Source organism: Aeromonas sp. Y293-4 (genome assembly GCF_027705905.1).
Classification (GTDB): domain Bacteria; phylum Pseudomonadota; class Gammaproteobacteria; order Enterobacterales; family Aeromonadaceae; genus Aeromonas; species Aeromonas veronii.
Map to the genome: position 1 here is coordinate 1 of NZ_JAPDCI010000033.1, position 11,974 is coordinate 11,974.

Sequence of the window (11,974 nt, forward strand, 5' to 3'; positions counted from 1 at the left end):
CTATCTGGAAAAGGTACTGGATGCTGGGTTGGCTAAATTGACCTCAATTTAACAATTTGTTCACGCTCTCACCCTGGATGTAGAGGCGGCGAAGGAATTATGCAAAATTTTTCATGGTAATTTTACAAATCAACAGATTGAAATGGCTGCGTATCCATTTGCTTTTCGTCGGAAGCATATCGAGCGCCTTGAGCACCATGAAAGTTCGGATGCGAAAATAAGAGAAGTTATTCGCACATACCATGAAAACTACACCAAACTTCTTTCGAGTATTGAAGAGCGAAGTGCAGACTATCCATTTATTAAGTCGGCCATAGCTGAAATATTTTCACATTACTTTGAGCTTTATATCCTTGATGCGCGTGCATTTTACGATCGCTTTATTAAAACACATCCATTAGTTATCTTGGCAGTTTTAGCTAATACGGATATGCGGCCTCACATTGCGAAAGAACTTTCGCAAGTTAAGCAAGATATCGGTAGTGCATGGCCGAATCCTGCACTACCTCACGTTCAAAGCTTTGCCGGGGTCACAGAAGGTTATTGGAAAGATTTAAAACCTGAAGGGACTAGCTATCTTATTATTCAAATGGTTAATGGGAACTTTGTACGTAACTTTGGCAAAAGTGGTGAAGAGCTAAAAGTAGATGACGTAAATGGTAAATTCCCTATCTTAGATGGTATTGACTATAAGAGCAATAGTTCAACTCATGCACTTGTTTATATGGAAGTTTAAGTATGAGCCAGGAAGATAACACAAATTTTTCGACCAAACTAGCAGCGTATGTTGCTGCGTTACGTCCAATTATTTATATAAACCATTTCGATTCCCATTCAGTTGATTCACTTATAGCAAGTATTGCTGAGAAGGGAACTAAGATATATGAATATAATGAAGCCGGACATCATGTCGATTTCTTACATAAGATTTCGGTTGGCACGCTACCCGGCTATGATAACTTGAATGGATTTCTATCAGCATTTGATGACAATGAACCAAAAAATGTTTTTTTGGTGTTAAAAGATGTGCACCGCCAGCTCCGTCCCGAAAGTGCTGATGCAGCTATCATCGCTCGACTAAAGTCAATTGCAGAGCGTACGATGTTTCGTGAAGGCGTATATGTCACTGTTTTTTTAGTATGTTCAGAACTCGTAATTCCATCTGAACTGGAAAAAATAGTTACTATTTTCGATATTCCCTTGCCAGGACCTGATGACATTGAAAGTATCATTCAAGATTACGCCTATGGATTCAACATTCCAATTACCCTTGAGGATATCAATGAATTATGCGTATCCTTTAAAGGATTGAGTGATTTCGAAATTAGGCAAATTCTTAACCTTGCTTATCAACGCTCAGGACTAATCACGGCAGCAGACAAACAGTTGATTCTTGATGAGAAGGAACAAATTATAAAGAAAACTGGTATTTTAGAAATTTTGTCCTTCAATTCTAATCTCAACGACATCGGTGGTTTGGACAACCTCAAAAGATATCTTCACAACAAATCTCATATATTCAATAATTTGGGTGAGGCTCGTCGATTTGGTATTGATATACCAAAGGGGCTTCTTATTGTTGGCATGCCTGGGTGCGGTAAAAGCTTGACTGCTAAAGCTACAGCTAGCCAGTTCAATGTACCATTGTTGCGTCTTGATGTTGGTAAATTGATGGGGAAATATGTAGGTGAGAGTGAGAATAATATGCGTCGCGCAATCAAAACTGCGGAAGCTGTATCTCCTTGTGTGCTATGGATTGATGAATTGGAAAAAGCTTTTTCGGGTCTCAGTGGGCAGAGTGGTAGTAACGATGTAACTACTAGACTGTTTGGGCAATTTTTAACGTGGCTTCAGGAAAAAGAAAGTTCTGTTTACGTGGTTGCCACATCAAACGATATCTCTGCATTACCTCCCGAATTCTTGCGAAAGGGACGATTCGATGAGCTTTTTTTAGTCGATCTTCCTTCAGCAGAAGAAAGGCGTCGAATTTTTGAGATACATCTTAAAAAACGTGGAAAACTTGGGGAACAAGTTGATGTACTCAAACTTCTCAAAGATACTGAGGGTTATAGTGGCGCAGACATCGAATCACTGGTGAAAGAAACGGTTGAAATAGCGTTTGTTTCTGATGATAAAACTGTGACGACTGAGAAACTAACAGCTGTAATCAAAACAACCAAGTCTATATCTATCACGCTAAAGGATAAAATTTCACAGTTAAAAAGTATCTACGATAAGTATGATTTTCAGAAGGCAAGCATTGGCTGATCAATATCTGCCTACTATTTCAAGTTTCTGAAACCAAAAGGGTGGAAAAAACGGGAGGTATTCCTCCCGTTTTTATTTGAGTATGTAAAACATTCCGTTGTTGCCAAGTAGCATTATGCTGTTATGGAGGCTTTAGCGGGGAACGGGTTCGAGATGAGCTGCTGATGCAGACCGTTGTCAGCTGACAACGGCTGATGTTGGTCTACTGAGTTCGATTTCATTTCACCGCAAATGCACTGTTTGATACCTAGAGTATCTCTATTGTAGTGCCACAACAGCCCCGAGCGAGGGGGCATCTTAGATAGTGATGGTATTACAATAGTGTCTCTCGGCAGGCCAGATAATAGGTGTTCCACAACTCACTAGCGGGTCGTCCATGCATCTTGATGCCGATATCTAGCAACAACAGCTCCCACTGCCGTGTATCGTGAAAAGCCATTTCACGAGCCTGTTTGATGCTATGGGCAGAATAGGCGCGGAGCAATTTGTCTGATGTCGTCGAAAACAACCGTTCAAAAAATGCTAGATCTTTCGCAGCCATTACCTGTGAGCGCAGTGTTGTTAGATGCATTGTATCCATTTGTTAATACCGCACTGCATCATCGATAAATGCATCACAAATCGCATATGCATTGACCTGGGGTCTCTCAGGGGTACTGAGGGCTACGATTAGCAGAATAATTGTCGTCATCATCAGATCCCTGCCAGTATGAATACACAAGTCTAGCAGTAACTAATGGAACCCGTTGAAGGTCGATCTCCGGTGAGAGGATTGCATACAGTACACATTGAACGAACAAACATACCCTCCCTGTGCAACTCAAATAATTTATCGAAAAATATTGGCACCAAACTACAGCTAGGAGATAATGCTAGGCGATAAACAAATAACTTTTTAGGCGTGATATCCATGAATGATTTTATCAAAACACTGCTGAACATTCGTAGTCTCCGGGCTGCTCTGCGTGAACTGCCATTCGAACAACTGGTCGAGATTAAGAGCAAATTTGATGAGGTGTTTACAGAGCGTGAGGCTGCTGAGCTCCGATATCAGGAGGAAAATGCCGAGCGTCTGCGTAAGCTCGAGGAATTCAGCGAGATGCTGAAAAACGCAGGGATTGACCCCAGCGAACTGGTTGGCAGTGCAGCTCCGTCGAAAGCTGAAGGAAAGGAAAAGGCCAAGCGTGCGCCGCGTCCCGCAAAGTACAAGTATCACGAAGATGGCCAGGAAAAAACCTGGACTGGTCAAGGCCGTATGCCGAAAGCCATCGCTGAGGGCGTTGCTAGCGGAAAGTCCTTAGAGGATTATTTGATCTAATCCACAATTATCGTGGTATTGAAAGCAGCCGTAAGGCTGCTTTTTTTATTCATTCGACTATAATAAATTTTGTTTAGAGTGGCATGAGACATTTTTGTTAATGCTATTCGTCCATTACTCTACATGTATAGCGAGTGTTCGATGAAAATAATGACCACAAAAGAGGTTGAGGTTATAGCTGATATTCAGTGTGACGCATGCCATAAAAGCACAACTCCACATATGAACCAAAATTTGTATAATCCTCAGTTTGGAGCCCTGACTGCAAAATGGGGTTATGGTTCGAAACATGATGGTACGGCATATGAGGTACATCTATGTGAGGAGTGTTTTTTTACTGTGCTGAGTCAGATAAAAAATATGCGTAAAAATGATCATGCGGGTTATGTTGACGATCAATCATTTGGGAGGCTTTTATCTCATAGCCTTGAGCTTATATGACATCATTGGTTCGACCAGATCTAGAAAAGGTATGTCTGTCATAGGATGAGAGCATGCCTTTTTATATAACTTTAATCAGCCTATGTCATAGTTTTAATTTCACGGAAGAAAATTAAACTCACCATGTAAGTCTAGTTAATTTCATATTTTAAATATTAACTTTCGCAAATTCCATTGATAACGTTAGTCGTTAAATTAATAATTTAGCTCAAAAAATTGTTGATATTATATTTAGTGTTTGCAATACTATAATTAGAGTGAGCATTAAATATCACCGAATAATTTAGCTCATTTCTTAATGTGACTTCGTATAAATCTATTGTATATTTTTTGAAAAAACTCTAAACCAGCTATGTTTTAATGTCTATTAAATTGGTTGGTTTGAAAAAAACGCATAACACTACTAATAATTATTATAAAGGTGCACGCAATTGAACAGAAAACCACGATCTGGTAGACCCAAAAAATCAGCTGATGAAAAACGCAGTTTAATACTCCGAATCTCATTTAATGCAGCTGAGCAACGTGTTTTAACTAAGCATAGTAAAACCTATGGTATTCCCAAAAAGTCTAGCCTGATTCGTTTTTTGGCTCTCCGGGAACCAGACAGTAATATCTCACCAGATTTTTCATATGATGATCGTGTGAGATTGCTCGAGGGGTTATACAATATATCATCGAATTTAAATCAAATCATGTTGTTGATTAGACAAGCTGAAGTCGGTAATGACGTTTATAAATTTATTACTGACAGTAGTGATAACTCTCCAGTGATGCAGGCTTTATCATCTATAAATTCTCTGTTTATAGGAATTGAAAAAGCTCTGATTGGAGTGAAGTTGAAATGAATTTTGAAAAACACAGGTTCGGCCCAAACTTCCAGTACAGACTGTCTTATATTTACCGAGCTATACATATTGGTAGGAAACGAAAATCCATGCCATCACAGGTTTATCATCTCGGTGGTGGTGTAATTAATAGACCAAATATTACATTGAATGAAAGAGGTGAGGTCTCTGATTATGACATCGGGCCACTACTCATGGAGTTGAATATGCAGGCATCATTGTATGCAGGCACAGGAAACCAACTATGTGCACATTATTCACTATCATTGAGCCCTGATGAATCATTAACGCCATATCAATGTCTAGTTGCAGCTAGGCTGCTAATGAGTGAATTGGGATATGGTAGCGATACTCGATGGACATCTGTTATACACCGCGATACAAGCTCTCTACATGTACATGTTGTGGCATGTAGAGTAAAACTTGACAGAACCTTAGTTGATGATAGTAATGACTATGCTCGGGGTGTTGACGCTGCTCGAAAAATAGAAATTGAATTGGGATTGGCGAACTGTAAAAGTCCTGAAGCAAATTTCGGTCATGAGTATAGCATAGTCAATATTAAAAATGGCCGTGGTAGAGGGAGCTTTCATGCTATGCATGATCCCGCCTGTATAATTAGGGATGCAATGGACGTGGTTTTTAAAAACCAGCCGAACAACATGACTAAATTTGTCACTGGGTTGCGCGAGCATAATGTAATGGTCAAGCCGTGGAGAGCTGATAATCGTGAGCCACAGGGGATCTGTTACAGTATAGATGGTCAGCGATGGATATCAGGGACGAAAGTTAAAAAATCACGGGCTACTTGGTTTAAGCTGATCGAGCAAGGTATTGAATATTCACCTAGACGAGATGATTACAGTCTGAACTTGGGTGTTTCAAATGAATTAAATGAATTAAGCGATCTTAGAGTGATACCGTTTACTGCATTGATTCGTTGTACTAAAAAACAATATGCCAAGATGAAAAGATCAGTGCAGTCATTTGTGGATAAAAAAACATATGGTACATCGTCATTCTTTTTCCGGCTTCTAAGACTGGATTTTGTTTTGCTATCAGTCGAGGAACCGACAGACAGTTTTATATCAAATGCATTAGCACTGTTGAAAGACGTTTTGGGTACAATTTTTAGGAAAGGGCTGGAGAGCGTTCATGTAGGATCAAACGCATTGATTCCTGATGGATATGTCCAGGATATCAACTCAGAAAAAGATACTATTGATAAGCCAAACATGTTTTTCTTAGACAGAGAAAAACTTAAGAATGAAATTTTGACGAACAATGAATGGATTGCTGATTGGTATGGGGATCCCATATCACATGAACAAACTAAAGAAAAAAACATAAAATAACAATAATAATGAGAGGTGTGGCATGGCTAACATGAGGTTGAATGCAAATCTTAGAACAGTATCATTTAGCAAAACCATGAGTGTACTGGAAGAGCTGGAGCTCAGTTCAGGTAAATGTGTTCGTAGGTATAGGGCTGTAAATGTTCATCTAGGTACAGTTGATGTAAATTCTGATTTTTCTCTTATAAAAGAGTTAACCGAGGCTGACGCAAAAAATGCAAAGCTTTGGGTCCAGGAGCAGCAACGACTGGTCCAGTATGCTTATATGGAAAATATGAGGCGTGGGTTCCTTGGTGGTTCTCCTGTGATTAAGCGTAGTAAAGGCGACGATGAGCAGTATAGTGATTGCTATGGTTTTATACCGGGTCGGAAAGTCGGTGAGTTTATTGGTGTGATTATTGATGCTATTCCTATGGTTGAGGAATGTAGCGTAGAGAAGGATGAGTATGAAATAGAGTATGAGAAAGTGGAGCGTTTTCGTAAGAAAGGATGTCTATCTGAGATACTTGATCTGCTTTTATATGCCCTGAAAAGAAGCAATGAAAAAGTACCTTTCTCAGAAAAAGAGAAATGTGACCTATATTGTGCTGAGAGAGTTCTTTTTTACTTTTGCACTGAAGGTATGAATGTTAAACAAAGTAAGTTAGAAAAAGCCTCTCGAGATAAAGCTAAAGGTAAATATAAAAATTTGTTACGTGTCAACGCCGACCGAAAACTGATCCACTCTGGCTAATTTCGCCGATTGAAAAGTGATCCACCCGGACATGGGGTTAATTGGTTTCCTGATTACCCATGATTAGCAGTCACCACGAGCTATACTGATCTTACGTACAGTTACTGAGGTACGAGATCATGGCCAAAAGCAAAGTCCAATTCCAGAAAGGCTACAGCCTGTTTGATTTTTATGTTTGTTGAATTGAGGCATGCAGTCGTGGCAAGCCCGCCGATGCCATATCGGCTCTTGAAGCTGGCTGAGGGTCATGGGTAATCAGAAATTTCATTAACAAAGTGCGATCCCGCCCTGGGATGCGCTAGGGGAAGCCGTTTGCATCTGTTTAGGAAAAACCGGGCCCCGCTATCCGCGGGGCCCGGTTTTGATTTAGGCCATCAGCTTTTGCATGGCGCGGTTGAGGTCGACCGCGGTTTGATGCAACTGGTCGCTGGCACCCTGGGTGCGGTGGGCGTTCTCTTCGTTCTCGGTGGCGATGGTTTTGATATCCACCAGGTTGCGGGCGATATCTTCCACCACCAGCGTCTGCTCCTCGGCGGCGGTGGCGATCTGCTGGTTCATGCCGTGGATCTGGCTGATGGAGCTCGTGATGCTCTGCAACTTGCGACCCGCGACCGTCACCTGTTCGATACTCTGCTGGCTGAGTTGCTGGCTACTACCAATCGCCTGTACCGCTTCCTGGGTGCCACGCTGTACCTTGGCGATGATCTGGTTGATTTCCGCCGTAGAGTCCGCCGTGCGCTTGGCCAGGGTACGAACCTCGTCCGCGACCACGGCGAAGCCGCGACCCTGCTCACCGGCCCGCGCCGCTTCAATCGCCGCATTCAAGGCCAGCAGGTTGGTCTGCTCGGCAATGGAACGGATCACCTCCAGCACGGTACTGATGCGGCGGCTATCTTCATCCAGTTGTTTTATAACGCCAGCCGTGTTGTCAATTTCTTTACCCATCTGGGCAATGCCGCCTATGGTGTCCTGCATCACTTGCTCGCCTTCGTGAGCCGTATGGTCCGCCTGATCCGTCGCCTGGGCGGCCGATGCGGCATTCTCCGCGACATTCTGCGCCGTCGCCGACATCTCGTGCATCGCGGTAGCCACCATATCGGTGCGGGAGAATTGATCCTGGGTGCCCTTGGCCATCAACCCTGAGATTTCCTTGAGTTCATGGCTGGCACTATCCAGCTGCTCGCCACTCAACTTGAGCTGGGAAAAGGTCGTCCCCAAGAAATCGCGCAGGGTATTGGCGGCCTTGGCCAGGGCACCTAGTTCATCCTGCCGTTGCAGCGCAAAGGGTCGATCAAACTTGCCATGGCTCAACTGGATAATGAAGTCGGTGAGCGCCTTGATCGGCACCAGCAGTTGGCGATTCACCAACCAGAGACTGAGCACCCCCACCAGTAATGACGCCACAATCAGGAATACCACGCCGAGAATGGCTTGGCTGCGGGTCTCCTCACTAATGGCTTGGGCCTGACGATTGCCTTCTTCATGCAGATGCTTGACCAGAGCCTCCATCTGCTCGCTGGTTGCCCGATCGATACCCTTCACCGCCTGATCCCCCACAGTCGGGTCGCCCTGAGCGGCAACAAACTTCTCTTTGCCCTGACGATAGGCCAGCCCGAGTTTCTGATGTTCATCACTCAGGCTCCGCACCTGGGCAACCAACTCCTGATCCTGCCACTGCCCGGCCAACTGGCTCAGTTGCGCCAGCGTCTGGTTGACCGCACGCTCCTGCTCTTCAAACCGGGTCCAATACTTGGTCAGAGCCTCCGGATCCTTGCCGCGCAGCAGGACATTTTTCCACTCCTGAACCTGGCTCTTGAACTCCAGATTGGCCCGCTCAACCAGCGTCGACTCTTGCAGCGTGCTGTTAACCAGGGATTGATAATCTTCGACCCCGTGCTCCAGCAGACGGAAACATAACAACGAGATGATGACGAGAAGAAGAATACTTCCGCCCAACAACGCCAGTAACTGTGCTCTCAACGAACCTTGTATGGACATACTTGCCCCTTCATGACCTGAATCTGTACCTATATAGCGCCCCATGGAGCCTGACACCGTAATGGTGTCGTCACCGGGGGCGGCGTAGCATACACCGTAAGCGCCGTTAAATCGACCTACTTGCCTTCGTTGTATTGCACCACTTTTTTTGAAATCGGCTCCAGCGCCACATTCCACGGTAGCAGCGCTTCCAGCTTTTCCAGGCTGTCCGCTTCGCCGATCCGCGCAGAACATAATTGATATACGCTGACGGCTCCAGTTGATTGGCTTTGGCGGTCTCCAGCAACGAGTAATATGACACCGCCTGGATGCTCAAGCACAAGCTGCTGCAAGCCATGAAAGAGTCCGATGACAAGCAGCCCATCAGCGGCATCATTCAGCTCGATGATGTCTACTGGGGTGGCGAGCGCCGTGGTGGCAAACGGGGTCGGGGCGCGGCAGGCAAGACGCCGTTTGTGGCAGCAGTGGCCCTGAACAAGGAAGGACATCCAATCAAGATGCGGATGACGGTGGTCGATGGTTTCAAAACCAAGTCCGTTGCTGATTGGGCAAAACGGCATATTGCCAGTGGTAGCGCGGTGATATCCGATGGATTGGCCTGTTTCAAAGCGGTCAAGGAGGCCAATTGTGAGCACCTGGGAGTTGTCACCGGGGGCAACCTTGATTTGCTGGATCATCCGGCATTCAACTGGGTAAACACGATGATAGGGAATGTGAAGAACTCGCTGCGGGGCAGTTGTCATAAGCTCGGAGCGAAGCATTTACCAAGGCATCTTGCTGAATACTGCTTCCGGTTTAATCATCGTTTTGACCTCAATAGCATGTTGGTAGAATTGGGGCATGCAGTCGTGGCAAGCCCTCCGATGCCATATCGGCTCTTGAAGCTGGCTGAGGGTCATGGGTAATCAGGATCAGGTAAATAAAATGATAATCAGTGTGTGATTTTATTCATTGATGTGTGAGCTGTGTCATATAAAATCACTAAGCCAAATGGTAAATTAAAGTTTGAGTTAATTGAAATGAATGTCTCTTTTATATCAATGCTTTTATTTTTATGGGGTGGTATTTTTTTGTTTATTTTCCAAAGGCATACCTAGTATTATTATTTATGTTTTTTATAGAAGGAAAGTGTAAGTTATCGGAAATGTATTAAACAACTCATCCATATTTGGTGTATGAATGCGACGAGTATTACTGTGGCTGACCACTTTTTCATTTTAAAGAGTTATTGGTTGTATGTTGTGCACATCAATGTTCTGTAATGGTATCATAAATTTTTTGACGGTGCAGGCAATGGTTTGATCAGGATATTCTTTAATTAACTTGTGATTTAGGATGGATTATACTTACTTAAGTCTACCTTTATTAATACTATGGTGATGAAATGAATATTGTTGTGGGGTTATTTTTTGGGTTGACACAAGTATTAGCATCTACCTCTAACTCTCAGTGTATTCAGATCGTACCTGGTGGTGCTGTTGAGATATTTTGGATGCAAGTTAAGCGTGGAGCTGAGGACGCCAGTAAGGAACTTGGTTATTCTATTTACTACCGGGGTGCAAAAACAACAAGTGATGGTAAAGAGCAGAAGAGAATAGTTAGCATAGTAGAAAGAAATGGTTGCAAGGCTTTAATTTTGGCACCAAGTGCTAATTACGATGATGAAGTTGAGAAACTTGATAGGAAAGGTATTCCAGTTGTATTTATTGATAGGCGTACAGGTAGTACTCGGCTTGCCAGTCTAGTTGCCACTGATAACTATAGTGCTGGGTATAAAGCAGGTATGTATATGGCAGAGAAACTGGGGCGGGGTGGGCGAGTAGTTGTTTTAAGATTAAAAAAGGGGGTCTCTTCAACAGATCTGAGAGAGGAGGGATTTATAGACGCTGCAACAGCATCAGGTCTTGTCATTATGGACTCACCCTATATTGGGGATAGTGTCGCAGAAGGAAGAAAGATAGCTGTAAGTATATTGTCAAAGTATTCTGGAAAAATTGATGGTGTATTTTCCTCCAACGAGACCACATCTTCAAGTCTTTTACTTGCGTTAGAGAAAGTGAAAGCTCAAGATAAAATGGTAAACATAGGGTTTGATATTAGCCAGAGATTGTTGGATGGGCTAAATAAAAAGGTTTTCACTGCTCTAGTAGTGCAGCGTCCATACAGGATAGGGTATATTGGTGTAACCACTGCTGTGGCTAATATAGTTAATAGAGGTAGCGTGAAATTTATAGATACTGGGTATATATTTCTAACCCCATATAATATTAAGGAAAAGCATATGGAAGAGGAGCTTAAGTTAAATTACCCTTTATTAAAAAACGATGTTCTTTAGTGTTTTTTAATTTTTTTTCCTGATTACCCATGATTAGCAGTCAGTTACCACGAACTATACTGATCTTACGTACAGTTATCGAGGTGCGAGATCATGGCCAAAAGCAAAATCCAATTCCAGAAAGGCTACAGCCTGTTTGAGTTTCTCAAGGACTATGGCACTGAGGCTCAGTGCGAAAACGCGCTGTTCACTTGGCGTTTTCCTAACGGCTTTGTCTGCCCTGAATGTGCCAACAAGACCTGTTGTCGCCTGAGAAGGCGGCCACGTGTGTGGCAATGCAATCACTGCCGTCACCAGATGTCATTGACTGGAAACACGATTTTCGCAAACACCAAGCTCCCACTGACCAAGTGGTTTCTGGCAATGCACCTGTTGTCACAAACCAAAACAGGCTTGTCAGCGATGGAGCTAAAGCGCCAGTTGGGCGTCAAATATGACACCGCCTGGATGCTCAAGCACAAGCTGCTGCAAGCCATGAAAGAGTCCGATGACAAGCAGCCCATCAGCGGCATCATTCAGCTCGATGATGTCTACTGGGGTGGCGAGCGCCGTGGTGGCAAACGGGGTCGGGGCGCGGCAGGCAAGACGCCGTTTGTGGCAGGGTAATCCCCCCATTTTTTGGAGCACTCAAAAGTAGAGGTCATGCGGCCTGTGCCAAGCGCTGTTTCGGCGTGTAGC

General features: G+C 43.7%; 9 protein-coding genes and 3 pseudogenes. 10 read left to right on the top strand and 2 right to left on the bottom strand.

The genetic code is table 11. The annotated features are described in order from the left end of the window. The first annotated feature begins 142 nt into the window (after nt 1-142). The 7 genes from OKC31_RS20775 (at nt 143) to OKC31_RS20805 (ending at nt 6,963) form a co-directional block, all read left to right on the top strand. Nucleotides 143-736 carry a hypothetical protein gene (locus OKC31_RS20775; protein ID WP_270657601.1) on the top strand — a complete coding sequence of 198 codons (594 nt, stop codon included), beginning with the start codon at nt 143-145 and terminating at the stop codon, nt 734-736. A 2-nt stretch (nt 737-738) separates the two neighbouring features. After that, a complete protein-coding gene (locus tag OKC31_RS20780) occupies nt 739-2,268 on the top strand; it encodes an AAA family ATPase (protein ID WP_223925299.1) in 1,530 nt (509 codons plus the stop codon). 910 nt (nt 2,269-3,178) lie between these two features. After that, complete coding sequence (locus tag OKC31_RS20785) at nt 3,179-3,586, top strand: H-NS family histone-like protein (protein WP_223925322.1); 408 nt, start codon at nt 3,179-3,181, stop codon at nt 3,584-3,586. 141 nt (nt 3,587-3,727) lie between these two features. Continuing rightward, nucleotides 3,728-4,027, top strand: a complete 300-nt coding sequence (locus OKC31_RS20790) for a hypothetical protein (RefSeq protein WP_270657604.1) — start codon at nt 3,728-3,730, stop codon at nt 4,025-4,027. 431 nt (nt 4,028-4,458) lie between these two features. After that, entirely contained in the window at nt 4,459-4,875 is a 417-nt protein-coding gene (locus OKC31_RS20795) for a hypothetical protein (protein ID WP_157416893.1), read from the top strand. An 89-nt stretch (nt 4,876-4,964) separates the two neighbouring features. Beyond that, nucleotides 4,965-6,230, top strand: a complete 1,266-nt coding sequence (locus OKC31_RS20800) for a relaxase/mobilization nuclease domain-containing protein (protein WP_270657605.1) — start codon at nt 4,965-4,967, stop codon at nt 6,228-6,230. Between the two features lie 22 nt (nt 6,231-6,252). Next, complete coding sequence (locus OKC31_RS20805; protein ID WP_270657606.1) at nt 6,253-6,963, top strand: hypothetical protein; 711 nt, start codon at nt 6,253-6,255, stop codon at nt 6,961-6,963. Nucleotides 6,964-7,329: 366 nt separating this feature from the next. Here the strand turns inward: OKC31_RS20805 and OKC31_RS20810 are convergent, their stop codons facing one another. Further along, on the bottom strand, nt 7,330-8,961 hold the full coding sequence (locus OKC31_RS20810) for a methyl-accepting chemotaxis protein (RefSeq protein WP_103261767.1): 1,632 nt from the start codon (nt 8,959-8,961) through the stop codon (nt 7,330-7,332). Between the two features lie 116 nt (nt 8,962-9,077). Beyond that, a pseudogene (locus tag OKC31_RS20815) lies at nt 9,078-9,253 on the bottom strand (transposase domain-containing protein); the annotation flags it as partial. Between the two features lies 1 nt (nt 9,254). Here OKC31_RS20815 and OKC31_RS20820 point away from each other — a divergent pair. The 3 genes and pseudogenes from OKC31_RS20820 to OKC31_RS20830 form a co-directional block, all read left to right on the top strand. Continuing rightward, nucleotides 9,255-9,866: pseudogene (locus OKC31_RS20820) on the top strand (IS1595 family transposase); the annotation flags it as partial. 479 nt (nt 9,867-10,345) lie between these two features. Further along, nucleotides 10,346-11,296: a substrate-binding domain-containing protein gene (locus OKC31_RS20825; protein WP_270657607.1), complete on the top strand. Its 951-nt coding sequence runs from the start codon at nt 10,346-10,348 to the stop codon at nt 11,294-11,296. Between the two features lie 93 nt (nt 11,297-11,389). Then, a pseudogene (locus tag OKC31_RS20830) lies at nt 11,390-11,896 on the top strand (IS1595-like element ISKpn3 family transposase); the annotation flags it as partial. Between the last annotated feature and the right edge of the window lie 78 nt (nt 11,897-11,974).